Here is a 23949-nt window from a genome sequence, read left to right as displayed (position 1 = left end):
ATTACTCCGCCTCCACTTGGTGAGTGGATGAGTGTTCTGTTGATGAAGTGTCAGAATGGGTTGAGCTTTCCATGTCGGCCATCTTCTGTTCGCTCGCCATATGCGCCATATCGTGGTGCATGCCAGCCATATTGTGGTCGGCACTCATGTGTTCCATACCTTCATGGCCTGCCATGTGCTCGTTTGAGTCCATGTGCATGTATTGCATAACGATTTGATCGAACATGCCGTGACTAACTGAGCCAAAGTATTCAACAGGATTGTTTTCACTCTTCTGTGCTAAGGCTTGGTAAGTCGCAGAGTCTAAGGTCTTAGTCGCCTGTTGTTTTGCCTTGGCTACCCAAGCATCGAAGTCGGCCGCCGTTGGCGTGGCAATGGCTTTAAACTTCATGCCCGCAAAACCAGCGCCGCTATAGTTAGCGGAAATACCGTCATAGGTACCGGGTTCGTTGGCAATTAGGTGCAACTTAGTCGTCATCCCAGCCATTGAGTAGATTTGGCTACCTAACTGCGGGATAAAGAAAGAGTTCATTGCGGTATCAGAGGTGATCTTAAAGTTCACTGGTACGTTCGCTGGGAAAGCCAGTTCGTTTACCGATGCAACACCTTGTTCTGGATAGATAAACAACCATTTCCAGTCCATAGAAACCACTTCAACCGTAATTGGCTTGGCCTCGTGTTCGAGTGGTTTGTAAGGGTCGAGATCATGGGTTGAACCCCAAGTGATCACGCCCAAAATCAATACGATCACAATAGGCACAATCCAAACCACGGTTTCAATCGCGCTTGAATGGGACCATTTAGGGGCGTAAACCTCATGATCTCGGCCATCGCGGTATTTCCATGCGAAGAACAAAGTCATGAAGATCACGGGGATAACCACAATCAGCATGAGTAGGGTAGCGATGATGATCAGGTGCTTTTCATCGACACCGATCTGGCCCTTGGGATCCAATACGCCGCCATCACAGCCTGCGAGCATCAGGGCTATCGCCGCGAATGCTACTTTACTTAAATTTCGAATTAACAAAGGAAGATTCCTCTAACCCTAAGGTTTACAACTCTGCCCAGAGAGATTGGCAGTAGCATTGAGCGGCGTTATCCGAAGGCAAATCCGAAAGTGGCTCGAGCGCGGCACAAAAATGCCTGCCACCCCAATGCAAGATTGAGGATCGACTTTCAGCGCTTAATGCTAAATTTGAATTTTAAAACAGAGAGTTACAATGGTGGGGCGCGACAACCGTGCGCAAGGTGCTCGAGGGATTTTAGCCTTGGGGGTGCTAAAAACAGGGCAGCATTAGTTAAATCTAAGCTGTTGAAAAACTTGAAGCCATTGTCGAACAGATTCCACAATTGCTTAATAATCTGGGGATTGAGCAGCAAAATGCTCAGCAGAGTGGCGCTGAAAAACTCGATTAAAAATCCATCGCTCAGGGTGATTAACTCACCAATATCGATGCAGCCGCCGACCATCACTGACACTAAGTCAGCTGCGGGCAGCACAAACAGTAACCCAAAAAGCAGGGCTAAGTTTGTCATACTGAAGTGTGAGAACCTCGCAACGAGATTCAATCCTTCAGCGATAAATTGGCTGAGTGCGAATTTCAATTAACAGGTCCGGCTGAACGAAAGGAAATCGTTGGTTGAATAAAAATTCAAGCTGCAACTTTTTTGTGCGGGCGGGAGGATAACAAGAAGCGGGGATTGATTGAAAGCGGATACCAGGCTCAAAACGGCTTTTGCATTAAAAAAACCTTAATTAAAACCAAATAAAAACAATTTATTAACCAATTTAACCTAAATTACACTGATTACACTCGCAAAAATTATGGTTAATGTGAGCGGCGTCAGAAAATGCCTTGGGTTAAATGTGAACAAATTGAGGGCGGAAAATCACCAAACTTACCTAGGTTTGCTGAGATTTAGCCGAGTGTCTCAACGCGAAAGGGGAACTGGCTAAATATTTCCGTCGACGCACTGCACTTTGTCCAGCCGTTGAGCACTTGGCGCGAGTCTAGCAGATTGAGCGACAGCAAACAGAATCTTAACCAGGTCGGATGAGGTGTTTTTTTAATACTGAATTTACGCTGAGCTTTTACTAAGCTTGAGATTGATTTGTAGATTAGGGCATTATGTGGCCTATCTGAGTCGCGGCTTAGTAATAAAAGGGATTGTATATCAAAGCATTTGCTCACTACCTTAAGGTCAATCTACTCGTTGCCTTGGCTTACTTTGCTGTTGGCAAAATGGGGTTGTTGATTGCCTTACCCCCAGGTTATTCAGCTGCCATCTGGCCTGCGGCGGGTATTGCCATTGCCTCCTGTCTGATCTGGAACAAGTATTCACCCTGGCTTGGGATATTGGTCGGTTCTTGGCTGATAAATATCAATATCGGTGGTGAGAACCATTTAGGTTGGCTGCCCTTAGTGATTGCCTCTGCCTCTAGCTTACAGGCCTATGTCTCCGCCAATGCTATCCGTCGTATCGATCCCTTGGTGACTCTAGATAGACCTAATACCGTGATTAAGTCTTGCCTTAGCCTCGCGCTGACCTGCATGATTGCCACGACATTTGGCAATGCTGCCTTAGTGGCCCATGGCGCTATCCCCATTAAGGATGCTTTGGGGAGTACGGTAAATTGGTGGCTGGGTGATTTACTCGGGGCAGTGATCTTTATCCCGCTGATTATGCTGTTATTCGATCAGCGTTCCATTTGGCGCTCAAGGCGCATTCATACAGGGCTGCCGCTGTTAGTCGGATTCTCATTTTGTGTCGTCGTGTACTATTACTCGGATATGAACCAGCGACAGCAGCTGCAAGATAAATTCCAAATTCAGTCTAATGCGATTATCAATAGTGTTGAGAGCTTTCAGGGGGCGAATCTACAGCAAGTGATTGCGCTCGCGAGCTTATTCGATAATAGCGAGCAGGTTTCTGAGGATGAATTTATCCAGTTTGGTAAGCGTAACCAACTGCAATTAGATGGCTTTCGAGCTTGGGCTTGGTCACCGCTGATAGCCGCAACGGATAAAGATAATTTTGAGGCGGCGACCCGTAATGAAATCGGTGAAAATTACCGTATTCGATACTTAGCCGGAGGGCAACCGAATCCCGACGGTTGGTTGGTGCCAGTCAAGTTTGTTCAGCCGATGAATACTAGCCGTGCCGCCCTTGGACTCGATCTGAATGGCGAACCTACTCGTGCTGCTGCAATTGCAAAAGTACGTGCGACCCTATCACCCGTGATGACGGGTAAGATCCAACTAGCGGAAGATCCCAATGGTCCGGGTGGGACACTGATCCTCGCGCCCGTATTCGACCGTTTAGGGATTGTTGAGGGCTTTTGCTCGGCGGTGATCGATCTGCAATCGATTATCAATGAAGTGGAACAGGTTAAAGGCTTACATTGGCGCCTTACGGACATGAGTGCCGGCGGCGCCTTACTCTACACTAATAGTCAGAAGATATTCCCTGAGTTTATGGGGAACATACATAGTGACAGGATGGGCCAGTATTATCAGGCCAACCTGATGCTGGCCGATAGACACTGGCATATAGTGATCTACGAGTCTTACTCTGCCTTGATGGGGGACACTTTTAGTCTGTCGCTGCTGCTGTTGCTGCTGGCGTTTATTACCTGCGCCGTCGTGGGCGGCATGACATTAGTGTCTTCGGGAGAACGCTACCGCATTGCCGAAAAGGTGGCGGAAAAAACCATGGCGCTCTCAAAGGAAATTGCCCGTAGCCAGACCTTCCAAGCTACCTTAGTGGAGAGTGAGCAAAGGTATCGTACCCTGTTCGACAAGGCGCCAGTGGGGCACGCCTTAAAACGCCTAGAGGATGGGCAGTTTGTCGCCATCAACCAAGCCTTTATGGATATTACCGGCTATACCCTCGAAGAGTTGCAGGCCCTAGACCCCTGGGAACTCACACCTATTCGTTATCGATTGAGTGAAACCGAGCAGCTCGAGCGCCTCAAGCAGACTCGCCGTTACGGCCCATACCAGAAGCATTACCGTCATAAGGATGGACAAATGGTCGCCGTGAGGCTGAACGGTTCCCTAGTGACTGCCGCCAACGGCGAGCAGCTCATCCTGTTTATTGTGGAAGACATTACCGAGCAGGAGCGCACCGTTGCTAGGGTGAATCTGTTGGCTCAGGTATTCCAGCAAAGCGGCGAAGGCATCGCCATTATGGATGCCCATGACATCATAGTGGATGTGAATAGCGCCTTTACGCAGATCACCGGCTACTCGAGAGACGAGATCATCGGCAAAAACTGCCGCTCCCTTGAGGCTGAACGGACCGACCGCAGTATCGATGCCAGAGTTCGTGCCGCCCTAGACCAGACCGGATTTTGGCAGGGTGAAGTATGGGATCGGCATAAGGATGGATATGATTTTCCCAAATGGCTGATGATGTCAGTGGTGCGGGATGAGACGGGATCGGTCAGCCATTACATCGGCAGTTTTACCGATATCAGCGAACGCAAAGTCAATGAGGAGCGCATTCACTTCTTAGCGCATCACGATTCTTTGACTCTGCTGCCGAATCGTTTGAGTCTGCAATCACGTCTGGAGACGGTTTTTCAGGAGGCCTTTGTCAGTCAAACCCAGATTGCCGTGATGTTTATCGATATGGATCATTTCAAAAATATCAACGACACCTTGGGGCACCATGTCGGCGATATGTTGCTGCTCGAAGTGGCGCGGCGCCTGAAGAATATTGTGAGCAGCGACGATATTGTCGCGCGCTTAGGCGGCGATGAGTTTGTGGTGGTGTTGTCCGATACGGATCACGATAGCGTTGCTAAGGTGGCGGAAGCCCTGCGCAGTGGTTTGAATCAAACCTACATCATAGATAACAAGCCACTGCATTCATCACCCAGCATAGGCATCAGCCTGTTCCCGACCGATGGCGACAGTGTTGAGGCGCTGATGAAAAATGCCGATATGGCCATGTACCGCGCCAAAGCGGCGGGGCGCAATAACTATCAGTTTTTCACCGCCGCGATGAATACCTTAGTGACCGAGCGCCAGCAAATCGAAACCGGACTCAGGCAAGCCATTGCCCGTGATGAGTTACGACTGCATTATCAGCCACAAATCGATATCAACACAGGGCAAATGGTCGGCGTCGAGGCGCTGATCCGTTGGCAACATCCGGAATTGGGCTTGGTGGCTCCCGATCGCTTTATCCCTATCGCCGAAGAGATCGACATGATTATCCCTATCGGCCAATGGGTGCTAGAGCAGGCGCTCGCTCAGTTGGCCGAATGGCGCGAAAAGGGCGCCAAGGGACTGCGGATGGCGGTCAATCTCTCTGCTCATCAGCTACGCAAAGACACCATAGTTGCGGATATTATCAATGTGCTGACCAAGCATAAGTTGCCTAAGGGAGCGCTTGAGCTTGAAATTACCGAGAGCGTGGCCATGCAGTATCCCGAACAAAATGCCAAGTTACTGGCCGAGCTGCGTCAGCATGGCATCGAATTGGCGATTGATGACTTTGGAACGGGTTACTCGTCACTCTCGTATTTGAAGCTATTACCTTTAGATAGACTCAAGTTAGATAGATCCTTTGTGAAGGATATTGAGAGCGATCCGAACGATGCCGCCATCAGTGCGGCAACGATTTCAATGGCGCACGAGTTGGGGCTCACCGTAGTGGCCGAAGGGGTCGAGAATGAGGCGCAGTTGGTGCTGCTCTCGAGCATGGGCTGCGATTTAGTGCAGGGTTATTATTTTAGTAAGCCCTTAGCTGCCGAAGATTGTTTACGTTTTATCGAGCGCAATTTTTAAGCCGTTTTTTATCCATTTAGAACTATACTTGGCTACATTCGGCGATGGAAAGATGGATAAACTAAGGACGGCTTTATGCAAGTTATCTTCACCAAAGGTTCGAAGCGTTACGGACAATTGCGCTGCGTGCGTATGGACGGCAGTGCAACCCAAACTCAAATGCCCGAACAGGGGATTGCACCCCACGACATGATCCACTATGTCGTTGAAAAACGGCTGCATATTCAGGGCGCATTTTTCGCCCAAGTGCGCGCGGGCGCCGATATCAGCTTTTCCCTTGAGCACAACGAAGCCTCCCTCGCCGTCGCGGATAAGACCTTAATTTGGCAAACTGAGTCGATTGTCGAATCCCTGCAATCTCTGCTGTGGTCTGCCGATACGCCGACCTATGCGGGGTTTTTATACCTGTTAGAGCAGAGCTGCGGTAATCGAAAATTAGCTCTGCCCGAGGTGTCTCAATCGGACTTTGAACATATTATCAATGAGATAATGGAGCTAACCCTCGAATGGCAGGGCATGGGAGAAGGCCAGTCCTTGACCTTAAAGTTCTAATCACTTAGGCATAAAAAAAGAGCGCGAATATTCGCGCTATTTTTATTGGCTCGGGTTATTCCCTGTGACGACGTTCTTGGCTCTGTGCCGATCTGCCTTGATTATGTTCAGGGCTGCGGGCCATCTGCATATTTTGGCGTGAATCATTCTGCCTGACTCGATTCTCTTCCCGCTGTCTTGGCGGCGCTTGGCGGGGCTGCTCCATACGTTGCGGCTCGGCGCGTCTCACTTCAGGGCGAGCTTCCTGTCTCTGTGGCTGAGTACGTGGCTCAAAGCTGCGTGGTTGCTGCTCTCGAGTCTGATACTGGCGCTGTGGACTGTCCTTGGTTTGCTCCCTCGTCGCTTTTGCCTGCGCTTGTCTTACTTGATTATCCTGACGGAAATTGTCGTTACGCTCTTTCTGGTAACCTTCTCTTTTGGTTTGCGCCGAGTTTGTCGGTGCCACGCGGCGCTCTTTTAACTCGGCCTGAGTATTTTGGAAGCTAGGCGTACGCTCGCGGCTGTAGTGATTGTCGCGGCTTAGGTTGTTACCTCTGTCCTTATCTTGGCGCTTGTCATAGCCCTTGTTGTCGCGGTTATAACGTGCGTCTTGGTGTTCCCTCGATTTGGCATATTGGCTGGTAAAGTGCTGACCACTGCCACTGGAGTGGGAGTCACGGCTACGGAACTTACTATCGCCGTAGTAGCGCTCTTTCACCACTGGATTGTGGTAAACCACACCGCGTCTGTGCTCGGGTTTATGTTTCCAAGGTTGAGCACCATAGCTGACTGAGTATCGCTCCCTTGGGCGATAATGGTGGGAGTGACGGTGATCGACAACGACGACTCTGTGGCTGTGCCAATGGAACGAGCTAAAGAAGTAGTTAAAGGAAATATGGATCCCGGGTGACCAGTAAAAGTAACTATGACTTGGGCGGTAAGGGTAGCCCCCATAGCCACCAAACTCCCAATAAACAGGGGGATAGGCCACGCCCCAGCGCCAAGTGCCATAAACCACGCGGGGATCATAGTAGGGCACATACACGATTTCGCGGCGTGCGGGTTCTATGATGATCTGGTTGTTCGCACGGGTCACCGCCATGTTGTCCATATTGGCCAAACTGTTGGCTTTATCCGCTTGTTGTCTGAGCGATTGAATGCCATCCATCACTTGGCCTTCATCGGCTAAAAAGGCTTCGCCGAGTTTTTGGGTCCAATCTAAGTCTTCGCTCATTTTCTCTAAGACGTTAGGGAATGCCATAAGGGCTTTAACACTCGGATCCCAGTCCTTGTCTTCGGTGCGAGACATTACTTCGTCGGTCGATAACTTAGGGTTATCCTCTAACCAACGCTGCGCCTGCACCACTTCGAGTGGATAGGTGGAGGCGATCAAAATATGGCTCAATAAACTATCGGGGTAGAGAGCAATGGGCGCAAGCATCTGTTCGAGTTCGGCTTGGCTCAGTGAAGAACTTGAACCTTGGCTGACTGATACGCCTGCGGCTTGAGTTGGCGCAGTGAACGGCAGGGCAACTAATGCCGCCGATAACACTAGCCATTTCCATCGATGTAATCTGTTCATGGTTCGCTCCAATAATCCTATTTGAGGATGTTATTGGCATCATAGGCGCGTGAATATGAACATAAGCTGAAAGTATTTTGTGTGGTAAAAATGCCTAAAGCAGCACAAATTTTTAGCTAACTCATTAGGGCGTGTTGACGTTTCAGGGTTATTTTTGCAGCAATGTGGCTGGATTTTATGCAAGGCAAAGTCCGTGCAGTGTAGTTATTCTACATAAACGGACGATAACGCAGCAAAAAAGCCAGCCAAATGCTGCCCGAAGGGTTCGTCTGGCAAGCCCTTGCTCTTTGTCACTCGTCATTTGAGTAGAATAACTACACATCATTCCTCGTTTCGCAAGCACGAGCTTGCCAGAACGAACAAAATTTAATCTCGAAACGTCAACACGCCCTAGTTATCTTGATGAAATAAACGCTTAAGCCGAGTGGGTGAAGTTAACCGTAAACTTGGCGCCGCCTAAGTTTTCTGAACGGGATACGGAAATGCGGCCATTATAGCTATCCACTAAATCGCGCACTATGGCTAAACCTATGCCGTTGCCTTGGTGATAAGAGTCGGCGCGGATCCCACGCTCAAATATTTGAGTTTGCAGGACTTCGCTGATCCCCGGGCCGTCGTCTTCGATACAAAGTTGGAGCTGATAGGCGTCGCCTGTGACGGTTAATTTGACCTGCGACTTGGCGGCCTTGCAGGCATTATCGAGCAAGTTACCTAAAATTTCGGTCAGATCGGCCTCATCGCCCTTAAATACGGCATGTGGTGCCAGATCGCCGCTGAGATCAATCTGCGGCTCACGATAAATCTTGGCCAAGGTTCGCAGCAGTTTGGCGGCGACCTCCTCCACCTTAATGCCTAAATGCCAGGAAGCGGCCGCCGCCGTTTGGGCGCGTTTCAGCTGGTGGCTGATGATACGACTGATATTCGACACTTGCTCGCTCGAGGCTTCGCTTAAGTCCGCCTGACTCTTAATCACCGCCAGCGGGGTTTTTAGGCTGTGGGCCAAATCCGCAAGGGCATTGCGATAGCGTTTGCGCTGGGTCTGCTCGGTATTGAGCAGGATATTCAATTGCCGCGCGACTTCCTGCAGCTCAGTCGGATACTGGCTACTGAGTTGGGTCGATTTACCCTGTTCGACATCGTGGAGTTCTTGGGTAAAGCGCGCCAGCGGCCTAATGGTCCAAATCAACCAACTTAACTGAAACACCAGCATCACTAAGATCAAGATCAGCAACCAAGTCCAAAGTTGTTGATTAAATTGGGAGATTTGCTGTTGAAACTCCAATTCATCCTTAATGATATGGATAGTGACTGGCACGTTTTCATTCAGACTGGCAAAACTCACGCTAAAGCTGTAGATAAGGTGTGGCGCGCCAGCGAGATCGATTTGAGCGAAGGCACTCTTGCCCGTCGGCGGAATAGTGAACTGCGCCGGCGGCGTGATGCCAATAAAGGACTGCGAATGCCAGACAATATTCTGCTTATGCTCGGCATCCTCTGTGGTGGCAATGGCATAGAGGCCTGATTGAATGAGGTTAAAGCGGTTTTCGAGCACCAACTCGGGGATAAAAATCCGTTTGTTTTCAACCTCAGTCACCGCTAACACCGAATACACATAGGCACTCAGCTCGTTTTTAGCGGCACTTTTTACCTGCTCGGCAAAGGCGTCATTGAGAGCGACGCCAATCAGCGGCAGCAGCACCAAAATAAACAGCAGCGCACTGAGGACGAGCCGAGTTTTGAGGGAGTTTAATAATTGCCAGGCAAGCGCGCGCTTACTCATCTGGGGAGATGACTCTTAAACGATAGCCTTGGCCGCGCAGGGTTTCGATCAGATTGTATTGGTTATCTGGGTCGAGCTTTTTGCGTAAACGGCGGATAAAGACTTCGATAACGTTGGAGTCGAGGTCAAAATCCTGATCGTAGATATGTTCGGTGAGCGCAGTTTTCGACTTCACTTCGCCCTGATGCAGCATAAAAATCTCAAATAGCTTGTATTCAGAGCCGCTTAGGGTGACGAGCTCATCCCCTTTGCGCACTTCTAAGCTACTGGTATTTAAACTAAAGGGGCCATTAGTAATCACTGGGCTGGCTTTACCGGCCGAGCGGCGGATCAAGGCTTTGAGCCGAGCCACTAATTCCTCGGGGTGGAAGGGCTTAGTGAGATAGTCGTCGGCACCCGCATCGAGGCCCTCGACTTTATCCTGCCAACTATCCCGCGCGGTTAAGATCAAGATGGGGAACGCGCGTTCTTTTTCGCGCACGCGGCGGATAAGGCTTATGCCGTCGAGTTTAGGCAAACCGACATCGATAATCGCGGCATCATAATTATATTCAATGGCCTGATACAGGCCTTCTTCACCGTCGCTGGCGACATCTATGCTGTAGTGAGCATCGAGCAAGTGCTGTTTTAAGTTGGCTTGAAGCGCTAAATCGTCTTCAACGAGTAAGAGTCGCATATTAATTCCTCGAAACACGCCCAGTGGCGGCATCCACCGAAACAGAAAAAACTTGGCCATCGTTATTGAGGATTTTGACTCTATAGCCTGAGCCACTCGACTGCACGCTGAGCACTTTTCCTCGATATTGACGTTGCGCCATCGCCACGGCTTGATCTGGACTGTTGACCACAAGGCGGCGCTGTTCATTCTTCACACCTTGGCCGCGCGATTGATTACGATCATCGTGTTTATCATTGCCCGCCATGCTGCCAAAGGAGGTGCATAAGCAAGCGACTAGGGTCAGTGTCAAACCAAGTTTCATATCTGTTACCCGCGCATGTTCGGCGATCTTAAGTGAGTAGCTAGGTGGATAGCTTATCGAGTCGACTAAGAATACCTTATCACCATAACAAACACATAGAGATCAGCCAATTGGTAAACACAATTCCTTTAAAATTCACTGCGATTCGTGGGATTTTATCGAGTTAATCCCCATCGAACCTCTATACAGAACAGGAGTCATATCCTGTGACATATTAGCAGTGTTAACCAAAACAGATGAATTGAGGCTGAACGGCTTTTTATCCCAAAAATCACGGTTTTTAATGTTCAGCTTATGTTCACCTTGAGTGCCCTCTAATGTCACCAATTTGAACGGATTATCCAATGGGGTATTCAAGATGAGCACACTCAATCAATCAGGTATCGTAGGCACAACTCACACAGCCTTTGTGAAGGCAATGGTATTGGCAGGCGCATTACTGGCGCCAGCCATGGTGAGCGCAGAGTCCTTCGATGAGCCAAACTTGGCCCCCTTTAGCGCGGCCAGTATTGGGATGGCAAAAAAAGCCGATGCCGAGCAGGCCGCAGAGCAAGAAAAACAAGCCCTAAGCCTATTGCAGCAGTCAGCGCCCGCTCAAAATGTGGGTGAAGCCGCTGCGGCCGCCGTTAAATCCTTAGCGCCGTCGTTGGCGCCAAAGAGTCCGAGTGCTCATCGCGTGCAATTGATGGGCGCGACCCCCATGACCCGCGAACAAGTGATTGCTAAGCACACGAGTCAGCCTATCCCAAGCTCGAGTGCGACCAGTGAAGATCCCTATCGCGCACCCGTGTATCACAGCTTTGGGATTTTTGATGCCAGCAGCCGTTTGTTTGAAGACTTTGATTACGATGGGTTTTATCAAACCTTCAGCGTGACCTTCGATGTAGATGTGTTTGGCTCATATCTTAATGAGCGCGCCGACCTGTTTGCCGAGTTATACCTCAGCCGTAACGGTGGTCCTTGGGTGCATTACTACACCACGGACGTGTTTACCATTTACGGTGATTCAACGCAGGACGATTATGAAGTGCTGACTACACTCTACACTGGCTATCCAACGGATCACTACGATGTATTAATCGATGTTTATGAAGTGGGTTATAGCGATATTGTCGCCACCATTAGCGCCGATGACACCGATGGCTTATATGCCTTGCCGCTGGAAAGTAGCGACCGTGACCGTGTTGACGAAGTGATTGTGGTGGAAGAAAGCGGCGGTGCATTGTCTATCTTTGCCTTGCTTGGCCTTGGGTTGTTCGCTGCACTGCGCAAGCGTGAAAAATGGGTTTAATATCCTGAAATAAACTCTTTTGTAAGCCATCAGGGTTTTACCAAGTCAGCGCCTATTTAGAGTAAACTGCGTGGCTAATACTAAAAGCAGCGTATCCATCGATACGCTGCTTTTTTATTTTTCAATGCGGGTAACAAAAGCAACCATGCGATTTATCGGCACTTTGCTCCCTTGGCTACAAATCCCCTTTTTCTCTCTGTGTTTATCATTTCGGATTCGGGCTAGTATGGGCAAGTTACGTTAACTAAAGGAAGAGAGTCATGATTGCTCAAGGTCAAACATTACCAGCGGCGACGCTAAGCCAACTAACTAAAGATGGCATGGTAAATCATCAAGTTACCGAGTTGTTCGCGGGTAAAAAAGTGGTGTTATTTGCAGTGCCTGGTGCTTTCACACCAACTTGTTCTGAAGCGCATTTGCCAGGTTATGTGGTGCTGGCCGATCAATTTAAAGCTAAAGGCGTTGATTTAATTGCCTGTGTATCGGTAAACGATGCCTTTGTGATGAAAGCTTGGGGCGAAGCGCAAAATGCGTCTGAGTTACTGATGCTTGCCGATGGCGATGCCAGCTTTACTAAGGCGCTTGGGTTAGAGATGGATACCGCTGGCTTTGGTGGTGTACGTTCACAACGTTATGCGATGATCATCGATAACGGCGTGGTGACTTTACTGAATGTAGAAGCACCTAAGTCATTTGAAGTGAGCAAAGCCGAAGTGGTATTAGCGGCACTTTAATGCCTGATTAAAAAAACAAAATGGGAGCCTAGGCTCCCATTTTTATTGGCATTAAGCTTAAGCCGCTCGGGCAGATACTGTGTTGGTGTCGGCTATGCCTAGGCTGGTCTCAATATCTTCCACGCTTTGCTGTACTTCTTGGGCTATCACTTCGCTTTGCTGCGAACTGGTTTGCGCTTGGTCTTTTAGGTTATCCATGCTGCGAACAAATTCATCGAGGTAATCGACCTGCTCCTTGGCGTTAAGCGAACCCTGCTTGGCGGTATTGGCCATTTCACTCGCTTGATTTTGCACGGTTTGTGCCACATGCCATAGGCTCTGTGCCCGCTGTTTTTGGCTATCGGTCGCTTGGGCAATGCCATCGACACTCTCGCCGAGTGCGAGGTTAGACTGGGTGAGCTGATGCAGGATCTTCACGATTTCATTTAACGACACTTGAGTGCGTTGACTTAGGCTTCGCACTTCATCGGCGACCACGGCAAAACCGCGACCTTGTTCGCCTGCACGGGCGGCTTCGATAGCGGCATTAAGTGCCAACAGATTGGTTTGCTCGGCAATATTACCAATCACATCAATGATTTTAGCGACATCTGCCACTGAGTTATTCAGGCTTTCGAGCGAGGCATGGCAAAGGCCAACCGCCGTTTGAGTTTGCTCTGTGGCACTCAGCACGGCTTCGGCCTCGGTTTGGCTCGACTGCATTTGGCGCATGGTTTCGGCCGCGCTTTGTTCAACAAGGGCCGAGGTGTGGCTGACCTCATTGGCGAGGCTGCGGATATGCTCGGTTTGCGACTGAGTGTCGGCAACTATGGTCTGAGTGTGTTCGGTGTGCTGCGACAGTTGTGTAATGCGCGCGACCAACTGACTTAAGGATTGGGATACTTTAGTCATTTGTTGGCGCTGGAGTTCGTCTTCTTGCTCGAATCTGTGCAGTAATTGATTGAAATGGCCTGCAATTTGGCCGGTTTCGCAGCGGCGATTGATGTCCAAGCGTTCACGACTGTTAGACTCGCTTAATTGCATAAAGGCTTGATTGAGGCGTTTAAGGGGTTTAACCACACGGTTCTGTTGCAGGATTAAATAGCCGATAGCAAACAGCGCCATAATCGAAACCATCGCATAAAGAATGACTTGTAACTCATATTTGAGCTGTTGGTTTTTGGCGGCCTGCGCCTCACCGAGTGCGATGAGCTGCTGTTCAACTCTGCTAATGGCTTGAATTAACTGCTCTTGCATTTCCTGATTGGCTTGCAGCAGTCGGTGGGTGTTGGCGACTTCTTTATTGTATCGGTTGGCAAGGCTTAACAGCTCGCTGCGATCATTTTCGCCCACTTCAATTTGTTCTGGCTCACTCGCACCGAGGGCAAATTCATCGGCTTCCTGCTGCTCGAACACGCCGATTAACGGCAAGGCGTTCAGTCGGTCACGCCATTGGTTTAGCTCCTTGCTGGTGCTGTCGAGAATATTTTTAAGTTGCTGATTTTTATCGATGAGATAGCCATCGGTAAGCTGCGATAATTGATAAACAATGCTGGGTAAGTCACGGCTTAATTGCAGATATTGTTCGGCCACAGTGGCATTAATCGCTAAGCCTTTGTCGGCGTAACTGCCGAGCCGGCGGTTATAGTCGAGCATTTCAGATTCGGCGTGGGCCAGCAGTTGTCTTGGGTTGCCAGCGAGTTTGCCTGCGGCGCGGTATTTAGTGTCTAAGTCTTGAATGAATTGGCTAAGGCCAGTTTGTAATTCCTCATCGGCACTGCCCGCTGCGGCGAGGTTGAGCTCGCTGAGCTCAGTTTTAATCTTGCTCAGTTTGGCTTTGGCTTCTTCGAGTTGGGTCGCGTTACCACTGGCTAAATAGCCATCGAGATCGCGGCGCACCCCTACGAGAAAATCCTGTTGTAGGCCTTGAAGTACTTGGGTTTGTTGCTCAATCTGTTGCCTTTGGTCGCTGCTCCACAGCACTACGGCTGCTAATAGTCCAGCAAGCAATAACAACAGCGCCGAAGCTGAGAGTGACAGCGTTGAAATCTTCATGATGCAATCTTCATTGGAAACTTTAGGAAGTTAACTGCCTAGAGTTTATGAATTTCGCGTGACATAAATATGACAACACAGAATGGGAGTTAGCCTTGTCATCCGGAATTGAGGAGTTATTCCAAGGGAAGCCAGACTTGGGCTTTTAAGCCACCTTCGGCGCGATTAGATAGGGTGACTTGGCCTTGGTGACGGTCGATAATCCGTTTGATGATGGCGAGCCCAAGGCCCGAGCCAACACTGCCGCGCGCAATATCACCTTGGGTAAAAGGTTGAAACAGTTTGGGAATTTGTGACTCATCAATCCCAGGGCCATTATCTTCAACGCTAAAACCGATACGCTTACCATCAAATTGCGAGCTTATCCGCACCCAGCCCGAACCATAACGGAAGGCATTTTCGACCAGATTACTGAGCACTCGCTTAATCGCTAGCCCTTGGAACAGCGCCTCGGGGCAGTCGCTCAGTACGACTTCAATTTCACCGTCGCGGTTGGCTTCGGCCTGCGCAATATCTTGAATGAGTTTATTAATTTGCCCTAACTCGCGGCTCGCCTCCTGATCTTGGCGAATGTAGGCAATAAACTGGCTGATAATGGCGTCCATATCTTCGATATCGTTGACGATGCCATCTTTAAGATATTGATCTTCCTCGACCATCATCTCGGAGGCGAGGCGAATCCTCGTCAGTGGCGTGCGTAAATCGTGGGAAATACCCGCCATCAACAGGGCTCTGTCCTGTTCGAGCTGCTTCATGCTGTGGGACATTTGGTTGAAGGCATTGGTCACTTCCACCAGTTCGCTCGAGCCTTTTAGCGGTAAAGGATCGGGAAACTCGCCGCGTGAGACCGAGATCGCGGCTTTTTGTAAGCGCCTGAGTGGCCTGTTTTGCTGGCGGGCAAACCACCATCCACCGGCGACACTGAGCGCACCGATCACCATTAAGTACAAGGTGAGTGGCGATAAATCGGAAACGTTTTGGCCGATGAGCGGTACTTTAATCCATACCGATGGCGCCTGTGGCGGGCGGATCCAAATTTGTAGCACTGTGCCGTGAGTGACGCGAACTTCTGCCTCACCACCTAAGTATTCCGACATCTGCGATGACCAAAAACCGTAGTAGGTGGCCTGTTCGATTCCCGCTTCGCGGGCCTGTTGTTGGTTGTAGACCTTCATGCCATCGTCACGGACTTTGGCATTGAGCGCATCGACTATGGTTAAGTGTTCGCGGCCGATATCGATACCATCGACAAATAACAGATTGATTTGACGGGCAATTAACTGGTTGATTTGCTGATAACTGGGCTTTAATACATACACAGCCACAGTGACATAGGAAACCAGCTGATTGATCAGCAATAGACAACCAATCAGCATAACGGTTTGGCTAAAGGCGCTGCGGGGAAGAAAGCGCCACCAAAACTTAGATTTCATCTTGATGCCAACGCACTGACGACTTAAGGCAAGAGTGGCTCATCGACGGGCGGCGCCGTCGGGCACAAACACATAGCCAAGGCCCCACACGGTTTGGATATACCTTGGGTTGGCGGGATCCTTCTCAATTAAACGGCGCAGGCGCGAGACCTGTACGTCAATCGAGCGCTCCAGCGCCGAATAATCACGGCCACGGGCGAGGTTCATCAGTTTATCCCGCGATAAAGGTTCGCGTGGATGGGTGACTAACACTTTTAATACGGCAAACTCGCCACTGGTGAGTGTGATGGCCTCATCACCGTGGTACATCTCACGGGTGGCTAGGTCGAGGGAAAACTCTCCAAAGGTAATTTCGGCTTCTTGCTGCGCTGGTGCACCGGGCACATCCTGCACTTGGCGGCGCATGACGGCTTTGATCCGTGCCAATAATTCTCTGGGGTTAAAGGGTTTCGGTAGATAGTCATCGGCACCTAATTCTAAGCCGATAATCCGATCGACCTCATCGCCCTTGGCTGTCAGCATCACAATGGGAATGGTGCTGCCCTGTTGGCGCAGGCGACGGCAGATGGATAAGCCATCTTCTCCGGGGAGCATCAGATCGAGCACAATTAGGTGGAAGTTTTCACGCTCCAATAAACGGTCCATCTGCTCGGCATTGGCCGCACTGCGTACCTGATAGCCTTGCTCCATCAGGTAACGCTCGAGTAGTGCTCGTAGGCGCATATCATCATCGACGACGAGGATTTTCGAGGTTTCTTGTCCCATGGGATGTCCTTAAATTGCTCGGATTATTGCTTTTATTCTTTATGCCGTCATACAACAAAGATTAACTGGCTGAAATTGAAAACGAATCTGCCAAGAATGTGCTTAATATAGCTGGATTCAATCTGAGCGACTAGCTCATGATGTGAGTCAATGTCGACCGAATACGGCTAATTGCCAACTCATGTTAATACTAAGCAAATGAAATTGCATGGGAATCGTTGAATATAATCACTATACATATGAAATTGTAACTAAATTGACATTTCTGGGTGATGTGTCTTTGCCAGTCCTTAACTTTGGTGGAGACTCTGAGTATTATCAATGCACGCCTGTTTATATTTATGCTCGTTTTAGTTAACTACAGAGTCTTAACATGAAAGCGCATTTGATCACCCGCCAAGGCTGGATGACCTTAGATAAAGAATTAAAATACCTGTGGAAGGAATATCGTCCGCAGATCACGCTCAAAGTGCAAGAGGCCGCCGCCCAGGGCGACCGAAGTGAAAACGCGGATTACACTTACAACAAAAGGCTTTTGCGTCAAATCGATAGCCGTGTCAGATACTTAGTCAAACGCCTCGAAGAACTTAAAATCGTCGATTATTCTCCCCAGCAAGAAGGCAAAATTTACTTTGGCGCTTGGTTCGAGCTTGAAAACGAAGCGGGCGAGCGCGTGCGTTATCGTATTGTCGGCAAGGATGAGCTCGACACTAAACTGGGCTATATCACCATAGACTCTCCCATGGCGCGGGCACTGATCGGCAAACAGGTTGATGATGAAGTGGTCGTGCAAACCCCTTCGGGTCCAAAGGAATGGTATATCAACGACATCCGCTATACCCCATTCGAAACGCCGCTCGAGGGCGAGCCTGAATAACCTTTAGTAGATCAAACTCTCGTCGATTTTCATGCTGAAATCGAGAGCATCATATGAAATAACGACTGCGCCTGTGGTATCTTGGGCGCAATTAGGATCAATCAAACCGTTAGGCACGATACTTTATTTATGCAGACTATTGCCCAAATTATTGCTCAGGAACTGAATGTTCAGGAGCATCAAGTCACTGCCACCATAGATTTGCTCGACAATGGTGCTACCGTTCCCTTCGTTGCCCGTTACCGTAAAGAAGCGACTGGGGGCTTAGATGACACCCAGTTACGTACGCTGCACACTCGTTTAGGTTATTTACGCGAGCTGAATGACAGACGTCAGGTCATTTTATCCAGCATTCAAACCCAGGGTAAGTTAACGCCTGAATTGCAAAGGGAAATTGAAGGCGCGGACAGCAAAACCCGTCTCGAAGATCTGTACCTTCCCTTCAAGCCTAAACGCCGTACTAAGGGCCAAATTGCGATTGAAGCGGGATTAGAGCCGCTTGTTGAAGCTGTGCTTGCCGATCGCAATGCCGATATCGAGGCATTGGCTGCGGGTTATCTGAATCTCGAAGCGGGCTTTGCCGATACCAAAGCCGTGCTGGAAGGCGCTCGTTATATTCTCATGGAGCGTTACGCCGAAGATGCGGAATTACTGCGTAAAGTCCGTGAGCACTTAAGCCAAAACAGTGTGTTAGAGAGCCGCGTTATCGCCGGCAAAGAGAAGGAAGGCGCTAAGTTTCGCGACTATTTCGAGCACAACGAACCTCTGGCGAAAGTGCCGTCACATCGCGCCTTGGCGATGTTGCGTGGCCGCAATGAGGGCTTCCTATCTCTATCCATGAATGCCGATCCTGCTGCAGAAGCGGGTCAGGGCAGTTACTGTGAAGTGATCATTAGCGAGCACTTAGGCTTAAAACTTGGCGAGAGCACAGTCGATCAATGGCTTAAGACCGTTGTGACCGCCACATGGCGGATTAAAATTGCCCTGCAGATGGAAACCGAGTTTATCTCGCAAATGCGTGAGCGCGCCGAAGCAGAAGCCATTAAAGTGTTTGCCCGCAACTTAGGCGACTTACTTATGGCCGCACCAGCGGGCGCCAAGGCGACTATGGGTCTAGACCCGGGGCTACGCACGGGCGTTAAAGTGGCCGTGGTGGATAACACGGGTAAGCTGGTCGCACATACGACTATCTTCCCCCATGCGCCGCAGAATTTGTGGGACAAGTCGATTCGTACCTTAGCCAACTTAGCGCAAATGCATAAGGTGGAATTAATCGCGATTGGTAACGGCACTGCATCACGCGAAACTGACAAGTTAGCGGGTGAGTTGATTGCCAGCCTTAAGGATAGCCAACCGCAACTAACCAAGGTGATGGTGAGTGAGGCTGGTGCTTCCGTGTATTCCGCCTCAGAACTCGCTGCGCTGGAGTTCCCTGAGCTGGACGTGTCTATTCGTGGCGCCGTTTCGATTGCACGCCGTTTACAGGATCCCTTAGCGGAACTGGTGAAGATTGAGCCTAAATCCATCGGTGTGGGTCAATACCAGCACGATGTAAGCCAAAGCCAGTTGTCTAGCTCGCTCGAAGCCGTGGTCGAAGACTGCGTAAACGGTGTGGGCGTGGATTTAAACATGGCGTCAGTGCCTTTGCTGTCGCAGGTGGCGGGGTTAAACAAAACCTTAGCGAAAAACCTGGTTGACTACCGCGATGCCAATGGTGCCTTCAAAAACCGTAAAGAGCTGCTGAAAGTGCCACGCTTAGGCCCTAAAGCCTTTGAACAAGCTGCAGGCTTTTTGCGGATCCGTGATGGCGACAATCCCTTGGATATGTCGGCGGTTCACCCCGAAGCCTATGCGCTAGTCGAAACCATTGCTAAGACTAAGCAAGTGGAGTTGGCGAGCCTTATCGGTAATTCTGAGCTGCTACGCAATATCAAGCCGCAGGAGTTTACGACCCCTGAGTTTGGTTTACCGACAGTGACCGACATCCTCAGCGAGCTGGATAAACCGGGTCGTGACCCCCGTGGTGAGTTTAAAACCGCCAAATTTAAGGATGGGGTGGAGGAGCTTAAGGATCTGAAACCAGAGATGATCCTCGAAGGCGTTGTCACCAACGTGACTAACTTTGGTGCCTTTGTGGATATCGGTGTGCATCAAGATGGTTTAGTGCATATCTCGTCATTAACCGACAAATTTATTACCGATCCCCATACAGTGGTGAAAGCGGGTGATGTAGTGAAAGTGAAGGTGATGGAGGTCGATGTCGAGCGTCGTCGTATCGGTTTGAGTATGCGTCTGGATGAGGCTATCGATCAGAGCAAGGCTCAAACACGCAGCCCATCTCAAGGTAAGCCACAGGCTCATAAGGGCAATGCCCAGCATAAGTCTTCGCGTCCTGCGCCAAAAGCGGCACCTGTCAATGCGGCCATGGGCAATGCCTTTGCCGACGCTTTCGCAAAGCTGAAAAAGTAATCTGACTCAGGTCGACTCGGATACACACCTGTGTTCGAGTCGACATTTTTTACTTGTTAGCCACAAAATTGTTGCATATATGCTGTCCTAGGTAATATAAAGTCGGCATTTAATGCAACGTTAAGCAAAATCGGTTGTCATACCACAACTTTTTCACCGATTTTTTTCAAATTGACACTCCAAAGCTGAGTGGAAGTTTAATGTTTTGGGGTTATACATGCAGTCAGGTTCATCCGCTCGTGGACGCCAGTCCGCCCATGGGCCATTTCGCGTCATTCTTGTTTTCAGTCTGTTAGTACTCGCTATTGCTACGGCAAGCCGTATCGGCTTAGGTCTGTGGCAGGGCGAACGTGTGGCCGCTGTTGACGGTTGGTCGCATCTGCTACTACAAGGTATTCGTGTCGATATCGCAACCCTGTGTTGGTTATGGGGCGTCGCCGCTTTAGGTACGGCGTTGTTTTCGGGCGATCATCTGCTTGGTCGAGTTTGGCAATGGGTGCTGCGCCTATGGCTAACCTTAGGTCTGTGGGCCATTGTGTTTCTTGAGGTATCAACGCCAGCCTTTATTGAGGAATACGGCATTCGCCCGAACCGCTTGTATGTAGAGTATTTGATTTATCCTAAAGAAGTGCTTTCTATGCTGTGGGCGGGACGTAAGCTTGAGCTGATTTTTTCGGTGCTGCTTAGCATAGTCACCCTGTGGGGCGGTTGGAAACTCAGCGGTAAGTTGTCTAAAAATTTACGTTTTCCACGTTGGTATTGGCGTCCTGTGTTAGCTGTCATGGTGATCGTCGTGACCCTATTGGGCGCGCGCTCAACCTTAGGCCATAGACCTATCAACCCAGCAATGGTGGCATTTGCCGACGATCCCTTGGTTAACTCCCTAGTGATTAACTCTGCTTATTCGTTGGTGTTTGCGATTAAGCAAATGGGTAGCGAAGAAGATGCCTCTAAAGTGTATGGCTCGTTAGACAAAGATGAGATCATCAAGACCATCAGACAAGAGAGTGGTCGCCCAGAGACAGCCTTTACCTCGAACGAAGTTCCCTCATTGAGCTTTAACCAAGCCAGTTACAGCGGTAAACCTAAAAACCTAGTGATCCTGCTGCAGGAAAGCTTAGGCGCCCGTTTTGTCGGGAGTTTAGGCGGCATGCCCCTAACCCCGAATATTGATGCGCTCTCACAGGAAGGCTGGTATTTCGATAATCTTTACGCCACAGGCACACGTTCAGTGCGCGGGATTGAGGCGGTCACCACAGGGTTTACCCCAACGCCGGCCCGCGCCGTGGTGAAACTCGGTAAGAGCCAGACGGGCTTTTTCACCCTCGCCGAATTGCTGAAAAACCACGGCTATACCACCCAATTTATCTATGGTGGTGAGAGCCACTTCGACAATATGCGCAGTTTCTTCCTCGGCAATGGATTTAGCGACATTATCGATCAGAAGGACTATCAGTCGCCTGCTTTTGTAGGCTCTTGGGGCGCTTCCGATGAAGATTTAATGCGTAAGGCGAATAGTGAGTTTGAGCGTCTTCACAGTGAAGGTAAGCCATTCTTTAGCTTGGTGTTTAGCTCGAGTAACCACGACCCATTCGAATTCCCCGACGGTCGTATTGAGCTGTATGAACAGCCAAAGCAAACCCGTAATAACGCGGCAAAATATGCCGATTATGCGATTGGTGAGTTCTTTAAGTTGGCGAAAAATGCAGACTACTGGAAGGATACTATCTTCATCGTGGTAGCCGATCACGACAGTCGTGTCGGTGGCGCCGATCTTGTGCCTGTACCGCGTTTTCGTATTCCGGGGTTGATCCTTGGGGATAATGTTGCGCCAAAACGCGACCACCGTATCGTGAGCCAAATCGACTTGCCACCAACCCTGTTATCTTTGATTGGTATTTCAGACTCTTACCCTATGTTAGGTCGTGACTTAACTCAGGTCAGCGAGGATTGGCCGGGTCGTGCGCTAATGCAATACGATAAAAACTTTGCCCTGATGGAAGGTAAAGATGTGGTTATCCTGCAGCCAGAGAAAGCGGCGCAGGGCTTCCAGTACGATGAAAAGACCGAGCACTTAACGCCTTATGCCCCTGCGGCGCAGGCGTTGGAGAAAAAGGCCTTAGGTTGGGCACTGTGGGGCAGCCTAGCCTACCAGCAAGAGCTGTATCGCTCGGGTAAATAACCGAATGAAAAATGCCGCTGATTAGCGGCATTTTTATTTTGAAACTTATCTTTAAACCAGCAGATTTTAAATCCAAGCCGACATAGCAGGTTCGGCTTCGGGCTGAGTTTGCTGCGCATAATATTGCCCAATACGCTGGCCAACCTGTTGATAAAACTGAGGGGATTCCCCTTGCATCGGCTGACGCGCCGCCGCAGTCGTGGTTTTCGCTGTAGTATTGGCGGGGCGGGGAGTATTTTGGCCGACTTTTAACCGAATATCTTTACGCTGCAGCGCCGCTGGGCCGCGCACTGGCACTTTAAGGGTTTTAGGGAGCGCACGATCGGCAGCAACTATGGGCGCTTGCTTTTCTTGCTGTTGCTGGCTCTGCTGCTGTGAAGACTGCTGCTGTTGCTGTTTGTCTTGAACTTGTTGCTGATTTTGCTCGAGCAAACGTGCCTGTTGCTGAGTTTGATCTGCGGTACGCTCATTTTGCGGATTAAAGGCACGTTCTTCATGGCCCTTAGTCGCGGCCTGTGGCGGAATAACAACGGGCTTGAGCTGATTGTCGACCCGAGCCGAGTCCGTCGCGACATTGGTCGTCGCTATCGGAACTTGGGGGTAATTACTGACAAGCAGCATGAAAAATTCCTTGTGGCCTTAATGGTTAAATACTAGCCACTTATTGCACAAAGATAAAGCACTAGTCCTTGAATTGCGCCAGCCAAGGTGTGATTGCCTGCAAGAATTCTTCCCTGTGGGACACAAACGGTGCGTGGGATGCCTTGGCAAGCATGACATCAGTGATGTGACTGGCGGTGGGCATTTGAGGTTGAACGCGTTTGGGCACGAGTCCATCGAGTCGGCCCCAGATCCGCAGCCAAGGTTGCTGTATCGCCGAGAGATACGGCCTAAGATCGATTTGGTTCAACATATCCAAACCTTGAGTTAAGGCCGCAGCATCGGGTAGCGGGCGCGCTAGCACTAAATCCCGCAGCTGCTTGATATCGTCTTTAGCGGTTTCGCTGCCCATGGCCTGAATCGCTAAAAAGCGCTCAATTGTTTTTGGTAAATTTTGCCCAAGCTGCTCGCCAAACATGCTGAGCACCTGCGGTGGAATACCGGGCCATGCTTCTTCCTCCCTTGCCATAAAACAGGGCGAGGAGGCGATGGTCATTAATCCTCTGACATGGGATGGATAGCTTATGGCAGCTTGAGTTGCCACTAAGCCACCCAGTGACCAGCCGGCCCAAATCGCATTGGCGGGTAAGGCGTGAATTAGCGCATCCACCCAAGTGTATAAACCACCTGTTATTGGCTGACTTAAGCCAAAGCCCGGCAGATCGACATAGTGGACTCTATACTCAGAAAGCTGCTCATGGAGCGGCGTGAAGACGGCGCTATTAACGCCCCAACCGTGGAGCATGACCAGATCCGGCCCTTGGCCTCGGATGTCGATATGCAGTTGGGTATGATGGGCTGGCGTCGCAGAGTTCACTAAAATACCTCTA

18 protein-coding genes are annotated in these 23949 nt (G+C 49.9%); 7 read left to right on the top strand and 11 right to left on the bottom strand.

Going from position 1 to position 23949, the window contains the following annotated elements; all coding sequences use genetic code 11:
* Position 1: 1 nt before the first annotated feature.
* Positions 2 to 1030 (bottom strand): ubiquinol oxidase subunit II, encoded by a 1029-nt coding sequence (cyoA, locus tag SHEWMR4_RS19955; RefSeq protein WP_011624544.1) that lies wholly within the window; start codon positions 1028 to 1030, stop codon positions 2 to 4.
* A 188-nt stretch (positions 1031 to 1218) separates the two neighbouring features.
* Complete coding sequence (locus SHEWMR4_RS19950; protein ID WP_011624543.1) at positions 1219 to 1539, bottom strand: hypothetical protein; 321 nt, start codon at positions 1537 to 1539, stop codon at positions 1219 to 1221.
* Positions 1540 to 2171: 632 nt separating this feature from the next.
* Here SHEWMR4_RS19950 and SHEWMR4_RS19945 point away from each other — a divergent pair.
* Both SHEWMR4_RS19945 and SHEWMR4_RS19940 read left to right on the top strand, forming a co-directional pair.
* The gene (locus SHEWMR4_RS19945) at positions 2172 to 5801 is read left to right on the top strand and encodes an EAL domain-containing protein (protein WP_011624542.1); all 3630 of its coding nucleotides are present in this window, start codon (positions 2172 to 2174) and stop codon (positions 5799 to 5801) included.
* Between the two features lie 75 nt (positions 5802 to 5876).
* Positions 5877 to 6353 carry a hypothetical protein gene (locus SHEWMR4_RS19940; RefSeq protein ID WP_011624541.1) on the top strand — a complete coding sequence of 159 codons (477 nt, stop codon included), beginning with the start codon at positions 5877 to 5879 and terminating at the stop codon, positions 6351 to 6353.
* A 55-nt stretch (positions 6354 to 6408) separates the two neighbouring features.
* Here the strand turns inward: SHEWMR4_RS19940 and SHEWMR4_RS19935 are convergent, their stop codons facing one another.
* The 4 genes from SHEWMR4_RS19935 to SHEWMR4_RS19920 form a co-directional block, all read right to left on the bottom strand.
* Positions 6409 to 7914, bottom strand: coding sequence for a DUF3300 domain-containing protein (locus tag SHEWMR4_RS19935; protein ID WP_011624540.1), 1506 nt, complete (start codon positions 7912 to 7914; stop codon positions 6409 to 6411).
* A gap of 415 nt (positions 7915 to 8329) precedes the next feature.
* Positions 8330 to 9694: an ATP-binding protein gene (locus tag SHEWMR4_RS19930; RefSeq protein ID WP_011624539.1), complete on the bottom strand. Its 1365-nt coding sequence runs from the start codon at positions 9692 to 9694 to the stop codon at positions 8330 to 8332.
* A complete protein-coding gene (locus SHEWMR4_RS19925) occupies positions 9687 to 10370 on the bottom strand; it encodes a response regulator transcription factor (protein ID WP_011624538.1) in 684 nt (227 codons plus the stop codon). The genes SHEWMR4_RS19930 and SHEWMR4_RS19925 overlap by 8 nt, the downstream gene beginning before the upstream one ends.
* 1 nt (position 10371) lies before the next feature.
* Positions 10372 to 10674: a PepSY domain-containing protein gene (locus SHEWMR4_RS19920; protein ID WP_011624537.1), complete on the bottom strand. Its 303-nt coding sequence runs from the start codon at positions 10672 to 10674 to the stop codon at positions 10372 to 10374.
* A 358-nt stretch (positions 10675 to 11032) separates the two neighbouring features.
* On the opposite strand from SHEWMR4_RS19920, the gene SHEWMR4_RS19910 reads away from it, so the two are divergent.
* Together SHEWMR4_RS19910 and SHEWMR4_RS19905 are read left to right on the top strand one after the other, a co-directional pair.
* On the top strand, positions 11033 to 11965 hold the full coding sequence (locus SHEWMR4_RS19910) for a choice-of-anchor H family protein (RefSeq protein ID WP_011624536.1): 933 nt from the start codon (positions 11033 to 11035) through the stop codon (positions 11963 to 11965).
* 260 nt (positions 11966 to 12225) lie between these two features.
* Entirely contained in the window at positions 12226 to 12699 is a 474-nt protein-coding gene (locus SHEWMR4_RS19905) for a peroxiredoxin (protein ID WP_011624535.1), read from the top strand.
* Between the two features lie 57 nt (positions 12700 to 12756).
* Here SHEWMR4_RS19905 and SHEWMR4_RS19900 read toward each other — a convergent pair whose 3' ends face one another.
* From SHEWMR4_RS19900 to ompR, 3 genes are all read right to left on the bottom strand, one after another.
* Positions 12757 to 14733, bottom strand: coding sequence for a methyl-accepting chemotaxis protein (locus SHEWMR4_RS19900; protein ID WP_011624534.1), 1977 nt, complete (start codon positions 14731 to 14733; stop codon positions 12757 to 12759).
* A 116-nt stretch (positions 14734 to 14849) separates the two neighbouring features.
* The gene (envZ, locus tag SHEWMR4_RS19895) at positions 14850 to 16166 is read right to left on the bottom strand and encodes a two-component system sensor histidine kinase EnvZ (RefSeq protein WP_011624533.1); all 1317 of its coding nucleotides are present in this window, start codon (positions 16164 to 16166) and stop codon (positions 14850 to 14852) included.
* Between the two features lie 39 nt (positions 16167 to 16205).
* Entirely contained in the window at positions 16206 to 16931 is a 726-nt protein-coding gene (ompR, locus tag SHEWMR4_RS19890; protein ID WP_011624532.1) for a two-component system response regulator OmpR, read from the bottom strand.
* A 373-nt stretch (positions 16932 to 17304) separates the two neighbouring features.
* On the opposite strand from ompR, the gene greB reads away from it, so the two are divergent.
* From greB to SHEWMR4_RS19875, 3 genes are all read left to right on the top strand, one after another.
* Positions 17305 to 17808: a transcription elongation factor GreB gene (gene greB, locus SHEWMR4_RS19885; RefSeq protein WP_011624531.1), complete on the top strand. Its 504-nt coding sequence runs from the start codon at positions 17305 to 17307 to the stop codon at positions 17806 to 17808.
* Between the two features lie 129 nt (positions 17809 to 17937).
* Positions 17938 to 20277 carry a Tex family protein gene (locus SHEWMR4_RS19880; protein WP_011624530.1) on the top strand — a complete coding sequence of 780 codons (2340 nt, stop codon included), beginning with the start codon at positions 17938 to 17940 and terminating at the stop codon, positions 20275 to 20277.
* A 217-nt stretch (positions 20278 to 20494) separates the two neighbouring features.
* Entirely contained in the window at positions 20495 to 22459 is a 1965-nt protein-coding gene (locus SHEWMR4_RS19875; protein WP_011624529.1) for an LTA synthase family protein, read from the top strand.
* 66 nt (positions 22460 to 22525) lie between these two features.
* Here the strand turns inward: SHEWMR4_RS19875 and SHEWMR4_RS19870 are convergent, their stop codons facing one another.
* Complete coding sequence (locus SHEWMR4_RS19870) at positions 22526 to 23080, bottom strand: hypothetical protein (protein ID WP_011624528.1); 555 nt, start codon at positions 23078 to 23080, stop codon at positions 22526 to 22528.
* Between the two features lie 61 nt (positions 23081 to 23141).
* Positions 23142 to 23936, bottom strand: coding sequence for a pimeloyl-ACP methyl ester esterase BioH (bioH, locus tag SHEWMR4_RS19865; RefSeq protein WP_011624527.1), 795 nt, complete (start codon positions 23934 to 23936; stop codon positions 23142 to 23144).
* Between the last annotated feature and the right edge of the window lie 13 nt (positions 23937 to 23949).

Origin of the sequence: Shewanella sp. MR-4 (assembly GCF_000014685.1) — a bacterium.
GTDB lineage: Bacteria > Pseudomonadota > Gammaproteobacteria > Enterobacterales > Shewanellaceae > Shewanella.
Note: the sequence above shows the minus strand (reverse complement) of the source record. Positions and strands in the feature narration are given on the sequence as shown.

What these genes read in the sequence shown, in the direction of transcription:
- SHEWMR4_RS19950 (WP_011624543.1), bottom strand. Translation starts at nt 1,539, where the DNA reads ATGACAAACTTAGCCCTGCTTTTTGGGTTACTGTTTGTGCTGCCCGCA.
- SHEWMR4_RS19940 (WP_011624541.1), top strand. Translation starts at nt 5,877, where the DNA reads ATGCAAGTTATCTTCACCAAAGGTTCGAAGCGTTACGGACAATTGCGC.
- SHEWMR4_RS19935 (WP_011624540.1), bottom strand. Translation starts at nt 7,914, where the DNA reads ATGAACAGATTACATCGATGGAAATGGCTAGTGTTATCGGCGGCATTA.
- SHEWMR4_RS19930 (WP_011624539.1), bottom strand. Translation starts at nt 9,694, where the DNA reads ATGAGTAAGCGCGCGCTTGCCTGGCAATTATTAAACTCCCTCAAAACT.
- SHEWMR4_RS19925 (WP_011624538.1), bottom strand. Translation starts at nt 10,370, where the DNA reads ATGCGACTCTTACTCGTTGAAGACGATTTAGCGCTTCAAGCCAACTTA.
- SHEWMR4_RS19920 (WP_011624537.1), bottom strand. Translation starts at nt 10,674, where the DNA reads ATGAAACTTGGTTTGACACTGACCCTAGTCGCTTGCTTATGCACCTCC.
- SHEWMR4_RS19910 (WP_011624536.1), top strand. Translation starts at nt 11,033, where the DNA reads ATGAGCACACTCAATCAATCAGGTATCGTAGGCACAACTCACACAGCC.
- SHEWMR4_RS19905 (WP_011624535.1), top strand. Translation starts at nt 12,226, where the DNA reads ATGATTGCTCAAGGTCAAACATTACCAGCGGCGACGCTAAGCCAACTA.
- SHEWMR4_RS19900 (WP_011624534.1), bottom strand. Translation starts at nt 14,733, where the DNA reads ATGAAGATTTCAACGCTGTCACTCTCAGCTTCGGCGCTGTTGTTATTG.
- envZ (WP_011624533.1), bottom strand. Translation starts at nt 16,166, where the DNA reads ATGAAATCTAAGTTTTGGTGGCGCTTTCTTCCCCGCAGCGCCTTTAGC.
- ompR (WP_011624532.1), bottom strand. Translation starts at nt 16,931, where the DNA reads ATGGGACAAGAAACCTCGAAAATCCTCGTCGTCGATGATGATATGCGC.
- greB (WP_011624531.1), top strand. Translation starts at nt 17,305, where the DNA reads ATGAAAGCGCATTTGATCACCCGCCAAGGCTGGATGACCTTAGATAAA.
- SHEWMR4_RS19880 (WP_011624530.1), top strand. Translation starts at nt 17,938, where the DNA reads ATGCAGACTATTGCCCAAATTATTGCTCAGGAACTGAATGTTCAGGAG.
- SHEWMR4_RS19875 (WP_011624529.1), top strand. Translation starts at nt 20,495, where the DNA reads ATGCAGTCAGGTTCATCCGCTCGTGGACGCCAGTCCGCCCATGGGCCA.
- SHEWMR4_RS19870 (WP_011624528.1), bottom strand. Translation starts at nt 23,080, where the DNA reads ATGCTGCTTGTCAGTAATTACCCCCAAGTTCCGATAGCGACGACCAAT.